The sequence below is a fragment of the Qipengyuania sp. ASV99 genome (assembly GCF_047872805.1).
Lineage (GTDB): Bacteria > Pseudomonadota > Alphaproteobacteria > Sphingomonadales > Sphingomonadaceae > Erythrobacter.
Genome location: NZ_JBLQUK010000006.1, coordinates 100,438 through 123,951, shown reverse-complemented (window position 1 = coordinate 123,951; position 23,514 = coordinate 100,438). Strand labels below are relative to the sequence as shown.

The 23,514-nt window shown below is 59.8% G+C and carries 22 protein-coding genes and 1 tRNA gene; 17 read left to right on the top strand and 6 right to left on the bottom strand.

Annotated features, from left to right (window positions below; translation table 11 throughout):
* Positions 1-64 precede the first annotated feature (64 nt).
* Positions 65-2,371, top strand: coding sequence for a ribonuclease R (rnr, locus tag ACM64M_RS09005; protein WP_416228348.1), 2,307 nt, complete (start codon positions 65-67; stop codon positions 2,369-2,371).
* Positions 2,372-2,389: 18 nt separating this feature from the next.
* Here rnr and ACM64M_RS09000 read toward each other — a convergent pair whose 3' ends face one another.
* Entirely contained in the window at positions 2,390-2,842 is a 453-nt protein-coding gene (locus ACM64M_RS09000; protein ID WP_416228347.1) for a universal stress protein, read from the bottom strand.
* A 140-nt stretch (positions 2,843-2,982) separates the two neighbouring features.
* Here ACM64M_RS09000 and ACM64M_RS08995 point away from each other — a divergent pair, with 140 nt between their 5' ends.
* The 5 genes from ACM64M_RS08995 to ACM64M_RS08975 all read left to right on the top strand — a co-directional run bounded on the left by ACM64M_RS08995 (position 2,983) and on the right by ACM64M_RS08975 (position 7,742).
* Positions 2,983-4,449: a 2-oxo acid dehydrogenase subunit E2 gene (locus tag ACM64M_RS08995; RefSeq protein WP_416228346.1), complete on the top strand. Its 1,467-nt coding sequence runs from the start codon at positions 2,983-2,985 to the stop codon at positions 4,447-4,449.
* A 143-nt stretch (positions 4,450-4,592) separates the two neighbouring features.
* On the top strand, positions 4,593-4,934 hold the full coding sequence (locus ACM64M_RS08990; RefSeq protein WP_416228345.1) for an endonuclease domain-containing protein: 342 nt from the start codon (positions 4,593-4,595) through the stop codon (positions 4,932-4,934).
* Between the two features lie 32 nt (positions 4,935-4,966).
* Positions 4,967-5,308: an acyl-CoA thioesterase gene (locus tag ACM64M_RS08985; protein ID WP_416228402.1), complete on the top strand. Its 342-nt coding sequence runs from the start codon at positions 4,967-4,969 to the stop codon at positions 5,306-5,308.
* A gap of 167 nt (positions 5,309-5,475) precedes the next feature.
* Positions 5,476-6,888 carry a dihydrolipoyl dehydrogenase gene (lpdA, locus tag ACM64M_RS08980; protein ID WP_416228344.1) on the top strand — a complete coding sequence of 471 codons (1,413 nt, stop codon included), beginning with the start codon at positions 5,476-5,478 and terminating at the stop codon, positions 6,886-6,888.
* The gene (locus tag ACM64M_RS08975; protein ID WP_416228343.1) at positions 6,888-7,742 is read left to right on the top strand and encodes a class I SAM-dependent methyltransferase; all 855 of its coding nucleotides are present in this window, start codon (positions 6,888-6,890) and stop codon (positions 7,740-7,742) included. Before lpdA ends, ACM64M_RS08975 begins: the two co-directional genes overlap by 1 nt.
* A 17-nt stretch (positions 7,743-7,759) precedes the next feature.
* On the opposite strand, the gene ACM64M_RS08970 is transcribed toward ACM64M_RS08975, so the two are convergent.
* Positions 7,760-7,849, bottom strand: a tRNA-Ser gene (locus ACM64M_RS08970).
* 68 nt (positions 7,850-7,917) lie between these two features.
* On the opposite strand from ACM64M_RS08970, the gene ACM64M_RS08965 reads away from it, so the two are divergent.
* The 11 genes from ACM64M_RS08965 to mazG all read left to right on the top strand — a co-directional run bounded on the left by ACM64M_RS08965 (position 7,918) and on the right by mazG (position 17,740).
* Positions 7,918-8,835 (top strand): aminotransferase class IV, encoded by a 918-nt coding sequence (locus ACM64M_RS08965; RefSeq protein ID WP_416228342.1) that lies wholly within the window; start codon positions 7,918-7,920, stop codon positions 8,833-8,835.
* Positions 8,832-9,560 carry an HAD family hydrolase gene (locus tag ACM64M_RS08960; protein WP_416228341.1) on the top strand — a complete coding sequence of 243 codons (729 nt, stop codon included), beginning with the start codon at positions 8,832-8,834 and terminating at the stop codon, positions 9,558-9,560. The genes ACM64M_RS08965 and ACM64M_RS08960 overlap by 4 nt, the downstream gene beginning before the upstream one ends.
* A 48-nt stretch (positions 9,561-9,608) precedes the next feature.
* Complete coding sequence (locus ACM64M_RS08955; protein WP_416228340.1) at positions 9,609-10,661, top strand: lytic murein transglycosylase; 1,053 nt, start codon at positions 9,609-9,611, stop codon at positions 10,659-10,661.
* Between the two features lie 71 nt (positions 10,662-10,732).
* Entirely contained in the window at positions 10,733-11,893 is a 1,161-nt protein-coding gene (locus ACM64M_RS08950; protein WP_416228339.1) for a D-alanyl-D-alanine carboxypeptidase family protein, read from the top strand.
* Positions 11,890-12,552, top strand: a complete 663-nt coding sequence (tmk, locus tag ACM64M_RS08945) for a dTMP kinase (protein ID WP_416228338.1) — start codon at positions 11,890-11,892, stop codon at positions 12,550-12,552. Before ACM64M_RS08950 ends, tmk begins: the two co-directional genes overlap by 4 nt.
* Positions 12,549-13,520: a DNA polymerase III subunit delta' gene (locus ACM64M_RS08940; protein ID WP_416228337.1), complete on the top strand. Its 972-nt coding sequence runs from the start codon at positions 12,549-12,551 to the stop codon at positions 13,518-13,520. Before tmk ends, ACM64M_RS08940 begins: the two co-directional genes overlap by 4 nt.
* On the top strand, positions 13,513-15,090 hold the full coding sequence (gene metG / locus ACM64M_RS08935; RefSeq protein WP_416228336.1) for a methionine--tRNA ligase: 1,578 nt from the start codon (positions 13,513-13,515) through the stop codon (positions 15,088-15,090). Before ACM64M_RS08940 ends, metG begins: the two co-directional genes overlap by 8 nt.
* Positions 15,090-15,866, top strand: coding sequence for a TatD family hydrolase (locus ACM64M_RS08930; protein ID WP_416228335.1), 777 nt, complete (start codon positions 15,090-15,092; stop codon positions 15,864-15,866). Before metG ends, ACM64M_RS08930 begins: the two co-directional genes overlap by 1 nt.
* The gene (locus ACM64M_RS08925) at positions 15,863-16,645 is read left to right on the top strand and encodes an MBL fold metallo-hydrolase (RefSeq protein ID WP_416228334.1); all 783 of its coding nucleotides are present in this window, start codon (positions 15,863-15,865) and stop codon (positions 16,643-16,645) included. The genes ACM64M_RS08930 and ACM64M_RS08925 overlap by 4 nt, the downstream gene beginning before the upstream one ends.
* A complete protein-coding gene (locus ACM64M_RS08920) occupies positions 16,642-16,824 on the top strand; it encodes a hypothetical protein (protein ID WP_416228333.1) in 183 nt (60 codons plus the stop codon). The genes ACM64M_RS08925 and ACM64M_RS08920 overlap by 4 nt, the downstream gene beginning before the upstream one ends.
* 82 nt (positions 16,825-16,906) lie before the next feature.
* Complete coding sequence (gene mazG, locus ACM64M_RS08915) at positions 16,907-17,740, top strand: nucleoside triphosphate pyrophosphohydrolase (RefSeq protein ID WP_416228332.1); 834 nt, start codon at positions 16,907-16,909, stop codon at positions 17,738-17,740.
* Here mazG and hflX read toward each other — a convergent pair.
* The 4 genes from hflX to ACM64M_RS08895 form a co-directional block, all read right to left on the bottom strand.
* Entirely contained in the window at positions 17,709-19,007 is a 1,299-nt protein-coding gene (gene hflX, locus ACM64M_RS08910; protein WP_416228331.1) for a GTPase HflX, read from the bottom strand. The two genes, mazG and hflX, sit on opposite strands and share 32 nt — an antisense overlap.
* Positions 19,008-19,024: 17 nt before the next feature.
* The gene (gene hfq, locus ACM64M_RS08905) at positions 19,025-19,627 is read right to left on the bottom strand and encodes an RNA chaperone Hfq (RefSeq protein WP_416228330.1); all 603 of its coding nucleotides are present in this window, start codon (positions 19,625-19,627) and stop codon (positions 19,025-19,027) included.
* 161 nt (positions 19,628-19,788) lie between these two features.
* The gene (locus tag ACM64M_RS08900) at positions 19,789-21,162 is read right to left on the bottom strand and encodes a sigma-54-dependent transcriptional regulator (protein ID WP_416228329.1); all 1,374 of its coding nucleotides are present in this window, start codon (positions 21,160-21,162) and stop codon (positions 19,789-19,791) included.
* A 61-nt stretch (positions 21,163-21,223) separates the two neighbouring features.
* A complete protein-coding gene (locus ACM64M_RS08895; protein WP_416228328.1) occupies positions 21,224-23,497 on the bottom strand; it encodes an ATP-binding protein in 2,274 nt (757 codons plus the stop codon).
* Positions 23,498-23,514: the final 17 nt, after the last annotated feature.

Genomic DNA, 23,514 nt, shown 5'->3' with positions numbered 1-23,514 from the left:
AGGGGCTTCCGGATTGCTGCGCCCACGTCTCGCAATGACGAGCCACATCAGCTAGGGGATTGCCATGGCCAAACCTCCCAAGCTGCCCCAAGGCATGCCGAGCGCCAAACAGGTGCTCGATTTCATCCAGTCTTCCGATACGCCCGCAGGCAAACGCGAAATTGCGCGCGCCTTCGGATTGAAGGGGCAGGAGAAGATCAAGCTCAAGGCCCTGCTAAAGGATATGGCCGAGGAAGGGCTGATCGATGGCAAACGCAGCGCTTATCACCAGATGGGCGGACTGCCCAAGGTCACGGTGTTGCGGGTGGTCGAGATTGAGGACGGTCAGCCGATTGCCATACCCGACAATTGGTCACCCGAAGCCCCCGGTAAACCCCCGCGCCTGACCTTGCGCGAGGAAAAGGGGCGGGGCGGGAAACGCCCACCTGCGCTCAAACGCGGCGACCGCGTGCTGGCCCGCACCGATGAAACGACAAGCGGCTGGATCGCCTATCCGATCAAAAAGCTGCCCGCCCGCACCGAAGGAATGCTGGGCGTGGTTGAATTTGACGGCAGCGGCAAGGCGTGGCTGGCCCCCATCGACAAACGCATCCGCCGCTCATCCCCGATCAGCGATACGGGCGGGGCCGAGGACGGGCAGTTGGTGCTCGCCGAAAGCACCGGACGCTCCGAACGCGCCGGGGTCAAGGTGATCGAAGTGATCGGCGATCCGCTCGCGCCCAAAAGCTTCAGCCTGATCGCCATTGCCAAACACGGCATTCCGCACACTTTCCCCGGCGAAGTCATTGAGGAAGCGGGCAAAGCGGCGGAATTGCGGCTTTCCCCCGACAAACGCGAGGATTTGCGCGCGCTGCCAATCGTAGCCATCGACCCCGCCGACGCACGCGACCATGATGACGCGATCTGGGCCGAGCCCGACGGGCAGGGCGGGTTCAATGCGCTGGTGGCGATTGCCGATGTGTCGTTCTTTGTTCGCCCCGGCTCCGCGCTCGACCGGGAGGCGCGCAAGCGTGGCAATTCGGTCTATTTCCCCGACCGCGTGGTGCCGATGCTGCCCGAAGTGCTCAGCGCCGATGTCTGTTCCTTGCGCGAAGGTGAGGACCGTGCGGCGATGGCGTGTCACCTGCATATTGACGCCGATGGCAATGTCACCAGTCACCGCTTTACCCGCGCGCTCGTGCGCATTCATCACAACATCGCCTATGAAGATGCGCAGGCGGCGGTGGACGCCGGCAATCCGCCCGAACATATAACGCATCTTTGGGCTGCGTGGGCGCTGCTGGCAAAGGCGCGGGCGAAGCGTGAACCGCTCGATCTCGACCTGCCCGAACGCCGAGTCATGCTCAACGAAGCGGGTCAGATCACCGAAATTGCCGTGCGCGAACGGCTGGACGCGCACCGCGTGGTCGAAGATTTCATGATCGCCGCCAATGTCGCCGCCGCGCGCGCGCTGGAGGCGAAGACTGCGCCGGTGGTTTACCGGGTGCACGATACGCCAAGCCGGGAAAAACTGATCGCGCTGCGCGAATATATGGCGACGCTGGGCAAGAAATTGGCGCTGGGGCAAGTCATCACCCCCAGCCTGTTCAACCGGCTGCTGAAAGACATCACCGACGAAGCGGAAAAGGCGCAGGTGATGGAAGCGGTGCTGCGCACGCAGATGCAGGCCTTTTACGGCCCCGCCAATGCCGGGCATTTCGGGCTGGCGCTGGGTTCCTATGCGCATTTCACCTCGCCCATCCGCCGCTATGCCGATTTGCTCGTCCACCGCGCCTTGGTCGATGCTTACCGCCTCGAACAACCCGCACCGGCGGGCGATCTGCCCGAAAAGACTGGCCTGTCGGACAAGGACCGCGCCAGCCTTCAGGAAATCTCCGACGCGATCAGCCAGACCGAACGCCGCGCGATGGAGGCCGAACGCGACACGATCGACCGCTATGTCGCCGCATGGCTTTCGGGCCGGGTGGGCGAGACTTTCGATACGCGCATCACCGGGGTGCAGGGCTTTGGGTTCTTTGCCACCATCGTCGGGCTGGGCGGCGACGGTCTGGTTCCGATCTCCACCCTCGGCAATGAATATTTCCGCCATGACGAAGCCGCGCAGACGTTGATCGGGGAGAGCAGCGGCACCACCTATTCATCGGGTGACCGGCTGCAGCTGAAACTTGCCGAAGCCAACGCGCTGACCGGGGCGCTCAAATTCGTGCCGGTCGATGCCGATGGTCAGGCGGTCGAGGCGCGCGGCGTCCGTTCGGAACCGCGCAATTCGCCCGGCGCAGGCCGCGGCGCGAGCAAGGCTGCGGGCAAATACAAGGTCGGCGCGCGCGGACGCCCCGGCAATATTCGCCATCAGGGGCGCAAACGGAAATAATCGCTTACCACCCGCTATTCACACCTCGTGGTGGCTGCTCAGCTCATCATATTCGTGGGGTATGACATAGAGCGGGCAGGGCAGGGCGCCTGCATGTGCGGCAAAGTGCGTCACCAGCGGCCCCGGACTGCCGCCTTTGGCCGCGCCCAGCACCAGCGCCGCGACTTCATTATGCGCCTCCAGAAATTCGCTGACGATTTTCTGGCCATTGCCGATCTTGACCGAAATGGTTGGCATGATCCCGCTTTCCGAAAGCAGGTTTCCGGCCACGCCATGCGCCAGAATTTCGGCGCGGTCGTGCGCTTCCTGTTCGATGGTTGCCTGCACCGCGCCGAATGCGCTGAAATTCTGTTGCGGGACCAGCGCCAGCAAATGCACCGCACCCCCGACCTGCACCGCGCGCCGCGCAGCAAAGCGCAAGGCGGATCGCGCCTCGTCGCTTTCGTCGATAATGACCAGAAATGTGCGCATGGATGACCCTCTCAGACGCGAATATCCTGTCAAAATCGTAACAATGCAAGCGCGCCTCGGGACTTGCCCCAAACGCCTGCATCTCTAAACGTGAACACAGCACCGCAATTTTGCAGAATCTCGGGAGTCTCAAGCAGGTCATGGCAATCGAAATCAAGATGCCCGCGCTTTCACCAACGATGGAAGAAGGCACGCTGGCGAAGTGGCTGGTGAAGGTTGGCGACACGGTCCAGTCGGGCGACATCATGGCCGAGATCGAAACCGACAAGGCGACGATGGAGTTCGAGGCGGTCGATGAAGGGACGATTGCCGCGATTGTGATCGAAGAGGGCAGCGAGAATGTCGCTGTGGGCACGGTGATTGCGATGCTGGCGGAGGAAGGCGAAGACATCGGCGATGTCAGCGCGCCTGCGGGCGATGCCAAGCCGGAAGCATCCCCAGAACCCCCGCCAACACCCTCGCCATCACCCGCACCCGCACCCGCCTCCAGCGACGGCCCCGCCGCCAGTCCGACCGCGCGCAGGCTTGCCGAGACCAGCGGCATCGACCTTGCAAAGGTCGAAGGCACCGGGCCGGGGGGCAAGATTACCAAGGGTGATGTCGAATCCGCCATCGCAGCGGGCGGGGGCAGCGCCGCACCTACATCGGCACCCGCCCCAACACCGGCACCCACAGCATCGGGCGCGGGGGGCCGGATTGTCGCTTCGCCGCTGGCAAAACGGATCGCCGAGCAAAAGGGCATCGACCTGGCCGCTGTAACAGGCAGCGGCCCCGGCGGGCGGATCGTCAAGACCGATGTGGAGAATTTCGACCCCGCCAGCGCGCCTGCCGCCGCCGCCACGCAAAGCCCGGCGCAGTCCGCTTCGGCACCAAGTCCGGCACCCAGCGCGCCCGCTGCTCCAGCCAATAAATATGACGCGCCGTTCGAAGCGCAAAAACTCAACAATGTCCGCAAGGTCATCGCGCGCCGCCTGACCGAGGCGAAGCAGACCGTGCCGCATATCTACCTTACCGTCGATGTGCGGCTCGATCCGCTGCTGGCGCTGCGCAAACAGCTTAACGATAGTCTGGAACCGGACGGGGTCAAACTGTCGGTCAACGATCTTATTATCAAAGCGCTGGCCCGCGCGCTGCAACGCGAACCGCAATGCAATGTGTCGTTTCAGGGCGACGTGATGCACCAATACAGCCGCGTCGACGTGTCGGTGGCGGTGGCCGCGCCGAGCGGGCTGATCACCCCAATCATCCGCGACGCCGGGCGCAAGGGCCTTGCCGAAATCTCAACCGAGATGAAAGAGCTCGCGGGCAAGGCGCGCGAGGGCAAATTGCAACCGCACGAATATCAAGGCGGCACCGTGTCGCTCTCCAACCTCGGCATGTTCGGCACCAAGAGCTTCGACGCGGTCATCAACCCGCCGCAGGGCATGATCCTGGCGGTGGGCGCAGGCGAACAGCGGCCATGGGTGGTCGGCGGCGAATTGACCGTCGCAACCGTGATGAGCGCCACCGGCAGCTTCGATCACCGCGCGATTGACGGGGTGGACGGGGCGAAACTGCTCGATCAATTCCGCAATCTGATCGAGAACCCGATGGGTCTGGTTGTGTGAAATCTCCAACTTTGGCTAGCAGGCAAGCGGCGAGAGCTGAACCAATGTCCATCTCCTCTCCCCTTGCGGGAGAGGAAGGGGCCCGCCGCGCAGCGGTGGGAAGGAGAGGGGGCAAGCATGATCTCTTGCCACTCGCCAAGAGGATGCGGCTGGAACCGACTGATGCCGAGGCGAAGCTGTGGTCGATGTTGCGCGGTCGGCGCCTCGCTGGAATGAAGTTCAAGCGCCAAGAACAAATCGGTGAATACATCGTCGACTTTGTCTGTTTCGGCGCGCGGTTGATTGTTGAAGCTGATGGCGGTCAGCACGCTGAGAACGGTAATGATGCGGTTCGTGACGAATGGCTGACGGAGCAAGGCTTTCGCGTTTTACGGTTCTGGAACAATGACATTCTCGGGAATCCCGATGGTGTCGCACGGGAAATTATGGACGCAGCCCTGCCCCCTCTCCCCAACCCCTCTCCCGCGAGGGAAAAGGGGCTTTGACTGACCACACCCCGCAAATCCGCGTCACTGCCATGCCGACCGACCTCAACCCCTATGGCGGGGTGTTCGGCGGGTGGCTGATGGCGCAAATGGCTTTGGGCGCGGGCTCGCTGGCGAGCCGAGTGGGCAAAGGCAAGGCGGTGGTGGTCCACGCGACCGACTTCACCTTTCCCGGCGCAATGCAGGTCGGCGATGAACTCAGCGTCTATTGCGACGTCATCGCCACCGGCAACACCTCGCTGACGATCCTGGCAGAAGGAGTGGGGCGGGAACGCAATGGCGAGGCGACCACGCCGGTTTCGCGCGGGACTTTCAAATTCGTGCTGCTCGATGAAAATGACCGGCCGCGCCGCCTTGCCGGTCAGACGGTCTAGGGGCTGTCCTACAGGGCTGTAAAATGCCAAGGTGAGCGAATGGACTTGAACCCGCGCCGCCAAAATCGGAACAGCTTATTTGGGCAAGCGGAGGCCGCGATTGTTTCGGCTCTGGACTGTGTGTCAGGTGTGTCAGCAAACGGGTGTAAGCAGAGGGAAATAGAGCAATGTCAGTGAGTTACGATGTAGTGGTGCTGGGTTCGGGACCGGGCGGCTATGTCGCCGCGATTCGCTGCGCGCAGCTCGGGCTGAAAACCGCAATTGTCGAACGCGAGAACCTCGGCGGCATCTGCCTCAATTGGGGCTGCATCCCGACCAAGGCGCTGCTGCGCTCGGCTGAGATCAAGCACTATATGGACCATGCGGCGTCTTACGGATTGAAGGTGGCGGGCAGCATTGAGGCGGATCTGGACGCCATCGTCAAACGCTCGCGTGGGGTCGCCAAACAGCTCAATCAGGGCATCGGCCACCTGATGAAGAAGAACAAGATCACCGTCCACATGGGCGAAGGCACGCTGACCGGCGCAACTTCGCTAACGGTGAAGGGGGACAAGGGCGAGGAGAAGCTCACCGCCAAGCACGTCATTGTCGCCACCGGCGCGCGCGCGCGCGACCTGCCCTTTGCTCCCGCCGATGGCAAGCGTGTGTGGACCTATCGCCACGCCATGGTGCCTACTGAAATGCCGGGCAAACTGCTGGTCATCGGCAGCGGCGCGATCGGGATCGAGTTCGCCAGTTTCTACAACGACATGGGCGTCGATGTGACAGTGGTGGAGATGCTCGACCGGGTCGTGCCGGTCGAAGATGCGGATGTCTCTGCCTTTCTCGAAAAGAGCCTCAAGAAGCAGGGTATCACGATCATGACCGGCGCAGGGGTCGAAGGATTGAAGATCGGCGACAAGGGCGTGGCCGCGACGATCAAGGACAGGGCGGGCAAGGTTGAAACCACCGAGTTCACCCATGTCATCACTGCTATCGGGATCGTCCCCAACACCGAGAACATCGGTATCGACAAGCTGGCCGAGATGGACCGCGGCTTCATCCAGATCGACCCATATGGCCGCACCAGGAGCAAGGGGCTGTGGGCAATCGGCGACTGCACGCCTGGCCCGTGGCTGGCGCATAAGGCGAGCCATGAAGGTGTGACCTGCGCCGAGGCCATCGCGCAGGAACTGGGAAACAAGGACGTTCACCCGCATCCGCTCGACCGCAATGCCATTCCCGGCTGCACCTATTGCCACCCGCAGATCGCCAGCGTCGGCCTGACCGAAGCGAAGGCGAAAGAGGCGGGTTACGAGGTCAAGGTCGGCAACTTCCCCTTCATCGGTAATGGCAAGGCCATCGCGCTGGGCGAGGCCGAGGGCTTCATCAAGACCGTGTTCGACGCCAAGACCGGCGAGTTGCTGGGCGCACATATGATCGGCGCGGAAGTGACCGAGCTGATCCAGGGTTACACCGTGGGCAAGGTGCTGGAGACAACCGAGGCGGAGCTGATGCAAACCGTGTTCCCGCATCCCACGCTGAGCGAGATGATGCATGAAAGCGTGCTCGATGCTTATGGCCGGGCGCTGCATTACTGATGGCTGGCGAGGCAAGCGAAGCGCTCAAGACAGAGGATTGGTCGGGCGAAATGGGTGAGCGCTGGCTCGCCAATCTTGACCGGTTCGAGGCCATGATCGCGCCGATTGGTGATGCGCTGTTGGCGCGCGCGGCCTATGCTCAGAGTGAGAGGGTGCTCGATCTGGGCTGCGGCGGCGGGGCGACCACGCTTTCTATCGCGGAGCAGGTGGGGCCAGAGGGTGCTGCGCTTGGGCTTGATATTGCCCCGATGCTGGTTGAGCGGGCGCAGGAGCGCGCCAAGGCAGCGGGCAGCCGCGCGCGCTTCATCTGCGCCGATGCCGCCACCGCCGCGCTGGAGGAGCCGGGGTTCGACCGGCTGTTCTCACGCTTTGGTTCGATGTTCTTTGAAGAAGCGCGCGTCGCCTTTGCCAATCTACATTCGATGCTTAGACCGGGTGCCCGGATCGACCTGGCCATTTGGGGTCCGCCGCGCGACAATGCCTGGATGATGGAGCTGATGGGGGTGGTGCGCGCGCATGTCGATGTGCCCCCTGCAGATCCGCGCGCGCCCGGCCCCTTCGCGTTCGAGGATCTGGGCTATCTTGGCGAAGTGCTCGATTCTGGCGGGTTCGGCATGGTCGATGTCGAGGCTTACGAAGGCCAGCAGGCGATTGGCGGCGCGGGGACTACACCCGAAGAGGCAGTGCAATTCGTGCTGTCCTCGTTGGGTGTCGGTCGGGTGCTCGCCGATCAGCCCGAAGCCATCCGTAACGGCGCCGCTGCCGATATGCTTTCCCTGTTCGAACGGCACTATCAACCGGGGCAGGGCATCCTGCTGGGCTGCAAAGTGTGGCTGGTGAGCGCGACAGCATAATAGGGGCATGAGCAAAGTGGCGGACAGGGTGGGATTCGAACCCACGGTGGGCTTGCACCCACGCCGGTTTTCAAGACCGGTGCATTCAACCGCTCTGCCACCTGTCCGCGCTGCACGGCTCGCTAGCGATGCTTGTCGCGCTTGTCACTATGCGATGAGCGTTTAGGAAACACTGATGGCAAAAGGCACGCATGATTTTACCCCCGATCCGCGCAACGACGCGATCCTGATCAACGTCAATGGTGCGATGGTGCCGCGCGCCGAGGCGAGCGTTTCGGTGTTCGACAGCGGTTTCATGCTGGGCGACGGGGTGTGGGAAGGGCTGCGGGTGCACCGCGGACGAATCGCATTCCTTGATGCCCATCTCGACCGGCTGTTCGAAGGGGCCAAGGCGATTGCGATGGATATCGGGCTGACACGCGGAGAACTGACCGCGCGGCTCTATGAAACAATCGACGGCAATACCATGCGCGATTCTGAAGGTGTGCACATTCGCCTAATGGTAACGCGCGGGATCCGCTCTACCCCATATCAGGACCCGCGCGTGGTGATCTCGCCCGCGACGATTGTCATCATCCCCGAATACAAGGCACCGCTGCCGTCTACCATCGAAGCCGGCATCCGGTTGTTCACCGTCCATGTCCGGCGCGGTGATCCGGCGGTGCAGGATCAGAAACTCAACTCGCATTCGAAACTGAACTGTATCACCGCCTGCATTCAGGCGATTCAGGCGGGTGCGGATGAGGCGCTGATGCTGGACCCGCACGGCTTTGTCGCAACCTGCAATTCCACCCACTTCTTCATCGTGCGCAAAGGCGAGGTCTGGACCTCAAGCGGGGATTACTGTCTGGGCGGGATCACCCGCGCCAACGTTATCCGGTTATGCAGGGAAGCGGGCATTCCGGTGTTTGAGCGCAATTTTTCGCTCACTGATGTTTACGGAGCTGATGAGGCTTTCGTGACCGGCACCTTTGCGGGGGTGGTTCCGGTGACAGAGGTCGATGGGCGCAAACTGACACAAGCGCGCGGGCCGATGGTTGAACGGCTTCAACGGCTTTACCGCGATCTGATGGACCGGGACGCCGCGGCGTGAGCGTTCACATCGCCATGTGGAGCGGACCTCGCAATCTATCGACCGCGATGATGCGCGCATTTTCGAGCCGCGCCGACTGCTTCGTCAGCGACGAGCCTTTTTACGGCGCCTACCTTAAGGAAACCGGTGACCCGCAGCCGATGATGGAACAGATCATCGACGCAATGAATTGCAACTGGCAAAGCGTTGCAAAGTCCTTGTGCGGAGATACACCTAACGGCGCTCCAATCTGGTATCAAAAACACATGTCGCATCATATGGAAGGTCCGGTTTCCATCGCGGACTTTCCCGATATGCGACATGCATTTCTGATCCGCGATCCAATTCGTGTCGCGGCAAGTTATGCGAACAAGCGGACCGCGATACGCCCGGAACATCTGGGAACTGCACGGCAGCGGACCTATTTTGAACATGTCGCTGATCGGATCGGCACTGCACCGCCAGTGATCGACAGCGCGGATGTCCTGGCCAATCCCGAAGGCGTGCTTTCGGCGCTCTGCAATGCGCTGGGGATCGCTTGGGATGCGGCGATGTTGCATTGGGAGAGAGGCCCACATCCAGCTGACGGCATCTGGGGCGCTCATTGGTATGACAAGGTCAACGCCTCGACCGGATTTGGCGCTCCGCCTGGTCCCTTACCAGAACTCGGCGAAGAGTATCGGAAAACGGCTGATGCGTGCCGCGAGGACTATGAGTTCATGCGCAGCCATGCGATTGAGCCCTGATTATGCCCGCTCATCTGCAATTCAGCCTATCTGATGGATAGTCACCCAATGCTCTTGAAACGCCTCCTCTCCGCCGCTTTTGCATTTGCAACCATTGCCATAGCCGGGTCTGCGGCAATGCCCGCAGCAACGCAGGCACAAGCGGCCGCGCGCGACGGGATCGCTTTCGACGCCTATATGGAATTGCTAAAAGCCCGTGCCCGCGCCGAAGGGGTGAGCGAGGCGACCTTGCAGCGCATGACCGCCGGCCTCACGCCCAATGACCGGGTGATCAGGCTGGATCAGGGGCAGCCCGGCAGCCCGACGACGCGCGGCTATCCGGCGCTCGCGCCTTATATCCGCACCCATGTCAATCCACAGCGGATTGCTGGCGGGCGAAGCGTTTACCGCGCCCACAGCGCCGAATTGCGCGCGGCGGAACGGACATTCGGCGTCCCGCCGCAAATCGTGGTTGCGATTTTTGGGCATGAAACCAGTTATGGCAATATTCGCGGTGATTTCGATCTTTCGCGCAGCCTGGCGACGCTGGCATGGGAAGGGCGCCGCCGCGAGCTATTTGCCAGCGAATGGGTCGCGCTGATGAAAGTCGCAGATCGCGGTTTTCCGCGCGGGGAACTTGTGGGCAGCTATGCTGGTGCATTTGGCAATCCGCAGTTCCTGCCATCGGTCTATCTTCGGCTGGCGGCGGATGGTGACGGGGATGGGCGAGCCAACATCTTTTCCAACCGCGCCGACACATTCGCCTCGATCGCCAATTACTTCCGCGATGCCGGGTGGCGCACAGGTCAGCCATGGGGCGTGCGCGCTGCCGTGCCGGGCGGCTTCGATGTGGACGCTTACAAGACCAAACTGGTGTCCCCAGTCTGTCCCCGCGTCCACGAACGCCACAGCCAATGGAAAACGGTCGCGGAATGGCGCGCGCTGGGGATTCAGCCGCAGCGGCCCTTGCCCGATGATACGCTGACCTCGCTGTTTCAACCCGATGGTCCGGGACAACCGGCATGGCTGTTGACCGGCAATTACCGGGTCATACTCGAATATAATTGTTCCAATTATTATGCGATGAGCGTGGGTTTGCTGGCTGACGAAATCGTGAACTAATCGCTCTGACAGTCTCGCATCATCGCGCAGCGCCGCGTATAGGCTTGCCTGTGATTTCAGCAATTCAACCCATGGCCCTGCAACGCCTTGCCGCGATGGTGATGCTTTTTTGCGCAGCGGCATTCGCAGCGGGGGCTTCGGCCCAACCCGCACCAGCGATCCCATCGGCGGATGAGGTTCCCATTGCCATGCTGGTCGATATCACCAGCGGTCAGGTGCTGCATGCGCGTGCCCCCGATAGGCGATTTGTGCCTGCTTCTGTAACAAAGGTGATGACGATGTATCACGCCTTTGAACTGATCGAAGAAGGGACCCTCGACCCGGCTCAGGTCATGACCATGCGCGATGAAGCATGGCGCGCGTGGCATGGCGAAGGTTCAACCATGTGGGTCAATGCCCGCGACCGGGTGCCGGTTGATGATCTGCTGATGGGAATTGCGAATGTTTCTGCCAATGATGCTGCGATCATGCTGGCGGAAGGACAGGCGGGGTCGGTGGCTGGCTGGACCGCCGGGATGAACCTGCGCGCGCGTGCGCTGGGCATGACCGGCAGCCATTTTGGCACACCCAACGGCTGGCCCGATGAAGGGCGTACGTTTACCACCGCCCGCGATCTGGTGCGATTGGCCGAAGCATTGGTGCGCCGCCACCCTGAAAAATTCGCGCGCTACATCGGCCTGCCCGGTTTTCGCTATAACAATATCGAACAGCCCAATCATGACCCGCTGATTGGGCGGACGATTGGGGCAGACGGAATAAAGACAGGATACACCAACGAAGCGGGCTTTAACTATCTGGGAACGGCGCAGCGCGGCGGACAGCGATTGGTGCTGGTCGTTGCCGGAGTGGACAGCGGCAGCGCGCGGGCGCGCGCCGCGCGGGCTTATATCGAATGGGGGTTTTCTGCATTTGAACGAAGACGGCTGTTTGCCCCGGGCCACGTTGTCGGCAGCGCACGGGTGCAGGGCGGCAGCCTGCGCAACACCGATCTGCAGACCGACCGCGCAGTCTATGTGAATGTGCCGCGCGGCAGATCGGGTGAAATGCACATGCGGATCGAATATGATGGCCCTTTGCGCGCGCCATTTGCGGCGGGTGAAGCGGTTGCGACGCTGGTTGTCGAAGTCCCCGGAATGGAACCGGCACGGACTCCGTTATTGGCGGCCAGAGGTTCGCAAGAGGCGGGGTTTTTCACGCGCATATTCAATGGGCTCGCCGGGTGGGTCACATGAGTGCGGCAGAGCGGACGGGCTGTTTTATTGCCCTTGAGGGCGGGGAAGGGGTCGGAAAATCGACTCAAGTGTGTTTGCTGGCAGAGGCGTTGACAGCACGCGGGAAACAGGTCGTGGTCTCACGCGAACCCGGCGGGACACCCGGCGCAGAGGCAATCCGCGAATTGCTGCTTCATCCACCCGGAAAGGGCTGGACTGCCGAGGCGGAGGCGCTGCTGTTTGCCGCTGCACGCGCTGATCACGTCGCCCGATTGATCCGGCCCACGCTCGAAAAAGGCATATGGGTGGTGTGCGACCGCTTCGTCGATTCAAGTCGCGCCTATCAAGGCGGCGCAGGGGGGCTCGGCGATCCCGCGATCCGCGCCTTGCACGATTTTGGCAGCGACGGCCTGCGGCCCGATTGCACGATTCTGTTGGAAGTCGACGAAGCGCGATTGGCTGAGCGGCTAAGCGCCCGCGATGGCAGCGCTAGCGATGCCATCGGTGGTCGCAGCGCAGATTATCACCGCGCGGTTGCCCAAAGCTTTCGCAGACTTGCCGGGGCCGACCCGCAAGGTTTCCGAATTGTTGATGGCATGGGAACGCCCTTTGAAGTCCATGAACGTATTCTTGAAGCGCTTGAACCATGGCTTGCTGCCGCAAACGGCGGCCTCAAATGACCGACTGGCCCAACCACGATGCCGCTTGGCGCGAGTGGCGCACCGCTATGGCAGGCGAGCGGATGCACCACGGCTGGTTGCTGGCGGGTAAGCGCGGACTTGGTAAACTGGACTTTGCGTTGGCCGCAGCACGCGAGTTGGTGGTTCAGGATAACTCTCTGACCAATAACAATATTCAGCCCGTAACCCATCCCGACATACATATCGTTACCTACAGCGCAAAGGACGACAAGGAAGAAAAGAAGCGGCAGAACGGCAACCCCTATGAGCTGTCGAAGCAGATCAGGGAGCGCGATATTGGCCATGTTCAAGCCCGACTGAGAACGCGGCCCACGCTTGGCGAGCGCCGCGTCGTGATTATCACCCCGGCGGATGACATGAACACGCACGCAGCCAATAAGTTACTGAAAAGCCTTGAAGAACCTCCTGCTGGCACATTTTTCATATTGGTCACCCACCGTCCTTCGCGGTTGCTGCCAACGATCCGATCGCGCTGCCGGATATTGCGGCTTCCTGAACTATCGGACCTTGAGCTTGAAGCCATGCTTCTGGCTGCCGGGCAGGGGGGCGACCTGACCCCGGCCATTCGCGCAGCACAGGGCTCCTATGGCGCAGCGGTAAGGTTTGCCGAAATGGAGTTGGCCCCCATTGCTGCGCTGATCGAACGTCTGTTGTTGCGCGGCGATGCTGACTTTAACGCACGGGCAGATCTGGTGCGCCTTATCGGTCCGCGCGCTGACAGGGAACGGCTGCAGGCAGTGATGGATTTGGCGCAGGCGATGGTCGCCGATCATGCAAAATCGACCGGGAATTCATCGCAGAGATCCGCGCTGATCGATGCCCACGCGCAATTGGTCGCACTTGCAGCGCAGGCGCCGACTTACAATTTCGACACCGGTCTGCTCACGCTTGAAATCGGCAGCTTGCTCATGCGCGCTGCCCCGGCTAGCGAACGCGCCCATGGCTGAAACAGATACTTCCCAGTTTTATATCACCACTGCGATCAACTATCCCAACGGGCGACCGCATATCGGGCACGCTTACGAAGGCATCGCGGCCGATGTCATTGCCCGCTTTCACCGATTGCGCGGACGGCGCGTGCGGTTTCAGACCGGCACTGATGAACACGGGCTAAAAATGGCGCGCAAGGCCGAAGAGCAAGGCCGCACACCGCGCGAGTTGGCTGATGAAATGTCATCTTATTTCCGTGAGATGGATGATAAACTTAACATTTCCTATGATCGGTTTATCCGCACAGTCGAGGACGATCATCACCGTGCCAGCCAGGCCCTGTGGAGACGGATGGAAGAGGCGGGCGATCTCTATCTTGATCGCTACGAAGGGTGGTATTCGGTCCGTGACGAAGCCTATTATGACGAAAGCGAGCTGAAACAGGGAGATGACGGGCAAAAGCTTTCTCCCCAAGACACGCCGGTAGAATGGACGGTGGAGGAGAGCTGGTTTTTTCGCTTGTCGAAATATCAAGAGCCGCTGCTTGAGTTACTGAAAACCCCTGGTTTTCTTGAACCGGCAAGCCGCCGCAACGAAATGATCGCCTTTGTCGAACAGGGTCTGCGCGATCTGTCTGTCAGCCGCACCAGTTTTGATTGGGGCGTTAAAGTGCCGGGTAGCGAGAATCACGTGATGTATGTCTGGGTTGACGCGCTCACCAACTATTTGACGGGGCTGGGATTTCCTGAAGAAACGCATGAATTGGCCGATTTCTGGCCTGCCGACCTTCATCTGATTGGCAAGGATATCGTGCGGTTTCACACCGTATATTGGCCCGCCTTTCTGATGAGCGCACGGCTTCCGGTGCCAAGGGCCGTGTTCGGCCACGGCTTTCTGCTCAATCGCGGGCAAAAGGAATCCAAATCGCTTGGCAATGTCACCGATCCGGTCGCGCTGGCGGAGCAGTTCGGGGTCGATCCCTTGCGCTATTTCCTGATGCGCGAAGTCGCCTTTGGCAAAGATGGCAGCTATTCACCCGAAGCCATTGTTGAACGAACCAATGGCGAATTGGGCAATGCCTTTGGCAATCTTGCGCAGCGCACCTTAGGCTTTATTGCCAAGAACCTCGATGGGTATCTGCCTGCGATCTGCGGTCATAGCGAAGCCGACAACGCGCTGTTTATGACAGTCGACAGGGCTGTGGCTCAGGAAATACCGGCGGCTTTTGAGGCTTTGGCATTGCAGCAAGGCATTGAGATATGGCTCCAAGCGGTGTTTGCCTGCAACGCCTATATCGATGCTGAGGCACCCTGGGCATTGCGCAAAAGCGACCCCGAACGGATGGAAACTGTGCTGGCGACGCTGTATATCTGCATTGCGCAGCTTGCCGCTGCAATTCAGCCCGTCATTCCAGAAAGCGCACAAAAGCTGCTCGACATGATGGGTGTCCCGCCCGAAAACCGGACCTACCAAGGCGTGCGTGAACATTGGTATTCGCCGCTCGCCGAAAGCGATTACCGGATCGAAAAGCCGATGCCGCTGTTTCCCCGGCTTGAATTGCCCGACGCCACAGAGGGCACCGATTGATGCTGATCGATAGCCATTGCCATCTGGAATATAAGGGCCTGGTCGAAGATCAGCCTGGCGTGCTGTCCCGTGCGCGGGAGGCCGGGGTAGGGGCATTCCTCAATATCTCCACCAAGCAGGCTGAATGGGAACAGGTCGTCGCTACTGCCATTCGCGAACCCGATGTATTCGCCAGCGTCGGCATCCATCCGCACGAAGCCGATGCGCATGCCGATCTAGGGAGAGCGGCGCTGCTGACTGCGACCGAAAACCCTAAAGTCATCGGGATCGGCGAAACCGGCCTCGATTATTATTACGAACATTCAAACCGCGAAACGCAGGCGCGGTTGTTTCGTATGCACATTGGAGTCGCGCGCGAGACAGGATTGCCGGTTATCATCCACACACGCGACGCCGAAGATGACACGTTTGAAATACTCCGCGACGAAATGGAGCAGGGCGCGTTTCCAGCGTTGATCCATTGCTTTACGGCCTCTGCCGAATTCGGGCGCAAAGTGCTCGATCTGGGGCTGACAATTTCAATTTCGGGGATCGTGACGTTCAAGAACGCAAAGGCACTGCAAGCTGCAGCAAAGGCGATCCCGAGCGAGCGCTTGTTGGTCGAAACCGATAGCCCGTTTCTCGCGCCGGTCCCGCATCGCGGCAAGGTGTGCGAACCTTCCTATGTGGCGGACACGGCGCGTTTCATGGCGGAATTGCGCGGTGAGGAGGTTGGCCACCTCGCAGACCAGACAACTGCCAATTTTATCCGGCTGTTTAACAAGGCGAAACTGTGAAGTTCATCATGCTCGGTTCTGGCACCTCGACCGGTGTACCCCGTGTCGGCGGCGAGGACGGAGCTGGCGATTGGGGCGATTGCGATCCATCCGAACCACGTAATCGCCGGACGCGGGTGTCGATTTTGGTTGAGAGCGACGAGGGCAAGCGGTTGCTTATTGACACGTCCTCGGATTGCCGCGCGCAATTGCTGGCCAATCGGATTGGCCGGATCGATGGTGTGTTCTGGACCCACGATCACGCCGATCACTGTCACGGAATCGATGATTTGCGCGTGCTTCGCTATGGCCGCGCGGGTCCAATACCTGGCTATGGCTCAACCGAAACAGTGCGGAGATTGCGCCAACGTTTCGGCTATGTCTTTGCCGGGCAAGAGGGCTATCCGACGATCTGCACGATCGACACACTCGACCGTTTGAGAATGGTAGCGGGATTTGGCGTCGAATGGTGCCAGATGGAACATGGCAGCGGCGAAACGACCGGATACAGGTTCGAAGCGGATGGCAAGTCGATCGCTTATGCTACGGATTTCAGCGCCATTTCTGAAGAGATGGTCGAATTATTCCATGGCGTCGATATCCTCGTCAGCGATTGTCTTCGCCGCGATCCACATCCAACCCATGCGCATTTGTCGATGGCGATTGAGCTGGGCGAACGTGTCGGTGCAAAGCGGCTTGTGCTAAGCCATCTCGATAAAAGCATGGATTATCGCTCGCTTGCGGAGGAAGTGCCGGATTTCGTCACGGTGGGCTATGATGGTTTGGAGATCACGGCATGAATGAAGGTGCACTGATTTCGCTGGTTGCCTTGATTGGCTGGCTGGTGCTGGCTGGCAGCGCAATTGTTAGCTTTCGGCTTGGCTGGAGCAAGATTGTTCAGCTCGGCTTGATCTGGCTTGCTATTTTTGCCGGATTGTTCGTCGTTGCGGATCTGTTGGGGGCGCGGCTGCCGACTTGAGCAATTCCTTCCTCGGCCTAATCATTTAACATAATATATATTATCATTCCAACTTAAGCGCTATAAGCAAAGCCGGAAACCGATGACCACAATCACTCGCCTATCGCCCGATCCGCGGCCGATCGAACGGCTGCTCACTATCATGCAGCGACTGCGTGATCCGGAGCGCGGATGCGAATGGGATCTTGCGCAAAACTTCTCAACCATTGCGCCGTATACGATCGAAGAGGCCTACGAAGTCTCTGACGCGATTGAACGCGGCGATATGGCCGACCTCAAATCTGAGTTGGGTGATTTGTTGCTTCAGGTCGTCTTTCACTCCCGCATGGCTGAAGAAGCTGGATTGTTCGACTTTGACGATGTGGCGCGGTCGATCAGTGACAAGATGGAAAGCCGGCACCCGCACATTTTTGGCAACGAAGGCGGCACCATGGACACCGCCCGGTGGGAAGACCTTAAAGCAGCCGAGCGTGAGAATGCAGGGTCAAGCAGCGCTATGGACGGGGTAGCAAAGGCACTCCCGGCATTGCTCCGTTCAGAAAAGCTGCAAAAGCGCGCCGCGCGGGTCGGCTTTGAATGGCAGGATTTGCGCGGACCCAAGGAAAAGCTCGCCGAAGAACTGGCCGAATTGGATGAGGCCAATGATGACGACCGCTTGATCGAGGCTGGTGACGTGTTGTTTGTCACCGTGAACATAGTCCGGCGATACGGGGTAGACGCAGAGCAGGCGCTCAAGGCCGCGAACAGCAAATTTGAGCGCCGTTTTCGCCAGATGGAGCGCCTCGCAACCGACGAGGGACACGATTTTGCCCGACTGTCGCTCAAAGAACAAGAATCCTATTGGCAGCGCATCAAGAATTCCGAAAAATGTCAGTCAAGCAGCGCTATAAGCTCGAATATTGACCCAGTTCCTTAGGGTTGAGGCGCACTGTCAGCGACCGCAGCGGACCTTGCTCCCCTTCCCCAGCGGCATCATCACTCAAGACCTCTCCATGTGCATGAAGCCATGCAATCCGACGGCCATCTGAAACGGGCAAAGTCACAGTAACTTCGCATGCAGAAGTGGTGAGCATGTCGGCAATCTTGTCCGCAAACAAATCAACCCCCGCGCCGCTTTGTGCAGAGACCAACACCGCTGCTTGCCCTTTCGCCGCTTCGTGCAATTCGGCAATCCGCGCTTCGTCAAGCAAGTCCGATTTGTTCCATACTTCCAAAATCGGAATATTGCTGACCCCGGTTTCGCCATCGATCACGCCAAGCGCTGACAGCACGGCAAGAACCTGCTTTTTCTGCGCCGCATGCGCCGGATTAGCGAGATCGCGCACATGACAGATGATGTCTGCCCCGGTGACTTCTTCCAGCGTTGCGCGAAACGCCGCCACAAGCTGCGTCGGCAGGTCCGAAATAAAGCCCACTGTGTCGCTAAGGATGGCTTTTTCGACACCTGGGAGGCTTATCGCGCGCATCGTCGGATCAAGTGTTGCGAACAGCAAATCCTCCGCCATGACATCGGCGCCGGTCAGGCGATTGAACAATGTCGATTTGCCGGCATTTGTGTAACCGACAAGCGCAATTACCGGCCAAGGTGCCCTGCCCCGCCGATCCCGGTGCAGTCCGCGCGTCTTGCGCACCTGTTCCAACTCACGCCTCAGACGGCTCATGCGTTGACGAATCATGCGGCGGTCCGCTTCAATCTGGGTTTCGCCTGGACCGCCCAGGAACCCGAAGCCCCCGCGCTGACGTTCAAGGTGAGTCCAACTGCGTACGAGACGGCTCTGCTGATAGTCAAGATGCGCGAGCTCGACCTGCAATCGTCCCTCAGCGGTGGCCGCGCGTTCACCGAAAATCTCAAGGATCAACCCGGTTCGGTCAATTACCTTGCGTTTCAATCTGTCTTCAAGGTTGCGCTGCTGGATCGGCGTCAGCGCGCCATCCACGATTACCAATTCGCATTCGTACTGTTCACACCAGATGGCGATGTTTTCGACCTGTCCCGACCCGAACAGCGTGTTTGGCTGCATTTGCCGCACCGGAAGAACCACCGAATGTGCAATCTCCACCCCGATTGCGAGCGCCAATCCCTGTGCCTCTGCCAACCGGTCCGGCGCATCAAGATCATAAGTGAACCGTTTGATATCCGGGCACAAGACAACGGCCCGCGCGCCGCGGGTCACCTCGCCCATCAGATCATCATCAAAACTCAGAAGTCAGTCCCAAAATCGTCTTCTGCATCATCATCTTCGTCGTCATCGTCATCGGACAGATCGACTGGACTTGCCGGTTGAATGGTTGAAACCGCGTGCTTGTAGGCGAGCTGGACTGCACCGTCGCGTTCCAGCAGCATGCAGAACAGGTCATAGGCCGCGATCCGGCCTTGCAGCATCACGCCGTTCACTAGGAACATCGTCACTTGCACACCGGCATCGCTCACCCGGCTCAGGAACACATCCTGCAGCTGCCGCTGTTTCTTATTCCCGCCGCGATTGTTGAATTGTTCAGCATCGACCGGAGCTCCGGGCATGATCGTCGAAATCGCATGCTTGTAAACCAGCTGCGATTGGCCATCGCGCCTGAGCAGGATCGAAAAATTATCGAACCAAGTCACAATTCCTTGAAGTTTGACGCCTTTTACAAGGAACATGGTAACCGGCGTCTTGTTCTTGCGTAGCAGATTCAAAAATGCATCTTGCAGATTGCCTTGCCGTGATGCGTTCCCACCGCCGCCACTGTCCTGCACGCTGCGAGGCGCGCTGGCGGGGCTGGCTGGACGAGGGCGCGGAGAGAGGGTTCGCCCGCTGGACATATTCATGCTCCTGTTTTTGGCGGCCGTCCTTACGGTCCGCAGGTCCGCAAAAGGCGGTCACGCCTTCGCAGATGGGTCTATACATGCCGCTTGCAAGGCCTCGCGGCAATCCCCCAGTTATTATCATGCGATGAAGCTGCTCTTTTGCCGCGCGACTTCGATCAATCTTTCCGGTCTGCCATGCCCAGCAATTTCAGCTTTCGATGTAGAGCAGACCGCTCCATCCCGATAAAGGTCGCGGTCTTTGAAATATTGCCAGAAAAGCGCCGGATCTGAATGGTGAGATATTCTCGTTCGAAGCTTTCGCGGGCCTCACGCAGCGGCACGCCCATCATATCCGACAGCCCTTGCCCCGCAGCGGCGAGGCGCCCGCCGGTGATCTCTGATGGCAACATGCCTGTTTCCACCAACGTTAACTGATCGCGCGGGGTCATGATAATGGTGCGCTCTACCACATTGCGAAGCTGGCGGACGTTGCCGGGCCAGTCATAGGCTTGCAGCGCGGCCATCGCCTCCTGTGAGATTTCCGGCGGCGCAATACCCTGATCGTTGGAATAGCGCGTGAAAAAATGCTCCGCGAGCGCGGGAATGTCATCGCGCCGGTCTGCCAGTGACGGGATGGCGACGGGCACCACGTTGAGCCTATAGAACAGGTCCTCGCGGAAACGCTTTTCCTCCATTTCCACCGCCAGATCGCGGGTGGTGGATGAAACCACCCGGACATCGACACCGATCTGACGGGAACCTCCGACGCGCACAAAGCTCTGTTCGGTCAAAACCCGTAAGATCCGCGCCTGCGTGGACAGCGGCATGTCCGCGACTTCATCGAGATAGAGCGTGCCGCCATCAGCCATTTCGAGCAGGCCGGGCCGGACCTGTTTGCCGTCTGCTTCCTCCCCAAACAGTTCCTGCTCAAACCGTTCGGGAGTGATACGCGCCGAATTTACAAGGACAAAGGCATTGTGTGAACGATTGCTCCAGGCATGGAGCATCCGGGCCGCGACTTCCTTGCCCGCCCCAGCTGGCCCGGAAATGAGCACCCGGCTGCCGGTGTTGGCGACTCGTTTCAAGGTGGCGCGCACCGCATTGATCGCGGCCGAATTGCCGGTGAAATCGGCGCTACCCCAGCTTGAATCGCGCAATTGCGTATTTTCACGCCGCAAACGCTCGGTTTCGGTCGCGCGTTCGACCAGCAACAACAAGCGTTCGGCTTCAAAGGGCTTTTCGATGAAATCCATCGCGCCGCGGCCCACTGCTGAAACCGCGGTGTCGATATTGCCATGCCCAGAGAATATGATCACCGGAAGATTGGGTTCGCGCAGCTTGATCGCATCAAGCGTTTCCAGCCCGTCCATCTCGCTGCCGTGGAGCCACACGTCGAGCAGCACGAGACTGGGTCGGCGTTCGTCAATTGCAGCGAGGGCACTGGTGCTGTCAGCAGCGGTGCGGCAATCATACCCTTCATCGCCGAGCACTCCGGCGACCAATTCGCGGATATCGCGTTCATCATCTACAATCAAAATGTCGAGGGCCATTCGCCGCTCCTTGAATAACTATGGATCGAGGAAAATGCCTCGTCATTAGACTGCAAGACCATCAAACGCCTTCGCTTTCAGAAGGCTCTGGCCGCCGGGCAAAGTGCATCGTAACGCAGGTGCCGCCCCCTTTTGTGCTGGCAAAGGTCATATCGCCGCCGTGCTCATCGACGATCTTGTTAACGATCGCGAGGCCCAGACCGGTGCCCTTTTCGCGGGTCGTGACATAGGGTTCAACAATGCGTTCGCGGTCCGCCGGCAGACCGATGCCGTTATCTTCGATCTGTATGGTTATCAGGTCGCCATTGTCGCGCATGGTTACGTCCACTTGGCCGGGATATCCGACTGCATAGTCAACAGCGCGCGCTTCGACCGCTTCGACCGCATTTTTGAGCACATTGGTCATTGCCTGCCCCAATTGGTGCCGGTCGCATTGGATCATCCTTTCAGACAGGGCGTCGGTCGCAATGCTGAAAGCAATGCCGGGGTGGGCGACTTCCTGAAGAAATACCGCCTGTCGCACCAGATCGACCGCATCCTCGCTGCGGAAAACCGGCTTTGGGAGCCGCGCAAAGCTTGAAAACTCGTCAACCATTTTGCGTAGGTCACCCACTTGGCGAACGATGGTGCTGGTCAATTCATCAAACAATTCGCCATCCTCGGGCTCGACTTGCTTGCGATAGCGGCGTTTCAATCGCTCTGTTGCCAATTGGATCGGTGTGAGCGGGTTCTTGATTTCATGCGCAATGCGGCGCGCAACGTCGGACCATGCCGCTTGCCTTTGATCGAGCAATTGGCGAGTTATATCTTCGAACGTGATCACATGGCCGCTGCTACCGGGGGCGACCTTCACAGCGAGAGTCAGCAACTCGCCGCCCTTGGCCTGGGTTACAATCGCGCGTCTCTTGCCCTCGCGCACCATCTTGCAGATTTCGGGCGAAAGATCGGACAACGAGAGGTTGATGGCTCCTTCTCCAGCGGGTTCGCACGCTGCCTCTCCGCCGAGCAATATTTGCGCCGAATTGTTCATGAGCATCACGCGGGCATCATCATCAACCGAGATCACCCCCGCTGTGACCGATTCCAGCACCGCCTCCATAAAGGCTCGGCGATCGTCAATCTGCCGATTCGCGCTTACCAGCGCATCAGTTTGCTTTTCAAGCTGCGCGGTCATGCGGTTGAATGCGCGGTTGAGAAGACCGATTTCATCGGCACCAGTCCGACCGTCTACTCGTAGCGAAAAATTGCCCTGACCAACCTTATGCGCCGCGCCGATCAATTCGGTGAGGGGTTCAACCTGACGATCGGCAAATCTGAGCGCAAACCACACAGCGATCCCAACCAGCAGCAAGCTCATGGCTACCAACGCTATGTTGAAGCGCAGCTGCAAAGTGCGCGCTTCGCCGGTCAATGTTTCATAGGCTGCTGAAACCGCTTGCGCGCTCTCCCATTGCTGAAACATCGAAGCCTCGGTCGTTCGCGCATTGTAGAGATACACGCCGGCTTCTCGGTCGATGGGCGCAACGGCGGCGATGCGCTGCGGACTGCCTTCGACGACCACGAACAGGCCTTCATCAAGGCGTGGCAAGGCGGCGGCGCTGAATTCAAGCGGGCGATTGTCCTCCATCAGGTTGAGGATTGCCGCAGTGCGCAGTGATCCATCATCGAGCCGCTGGAGAATTGCGCTTTCGGAAATCTGGCGGCCCTGCGCTTGCACCGCATAGAAATCGGGGAAATCGGGATCGGAAATGGGCAATCGTTCCAGGATAACGCGCATGTCGCTTGCCATGGTGATCGTTTCCTGTTCGACCTGCCGCTGGTTCGCATCATAGTAACTTTGCGCCAGATCGTTGGCATTCTCCATCAACCCACGCGATTGGTCGGAGAACCAGAAATCAACACCGGTCTGGAACAGGAACGCCGCAAATCCCGCGACCAGTAAGGTCGGCACCGCCGCTACTACCGAGAAAAAGAACACGAGCCGAACATGCAGCCGCGCGGTGCTGCCGGCGGCGCGGTTCAACGCCATTCGCCTTCCGATCAGCACCAAAATGGCCATCGCCGGAACAAGCACCGCGACGAGCAACAGCGAAACCTGCAGAGTTGGCAGAACCGTGCCGGTATCGGGCGCTCTCGAATAGGCCAAGAAATTTGCCGCTATTGCAGCAAGCAAAGCAAAAACCGAAAGCGCTTCGAGCCAGCGGAACAAATTCGCTCTGCGCGAGGTGACAAGAAACTGCCTCCACCAGCGCGGGAGATGCCGAGGCAATGGTCCGTCCGCAGCGCTATCGGCGGTGCCTGCGTCATCAACCTGATTTGCTAGAGAGCCGTCCATCGTTGCCTTGTTTCAAC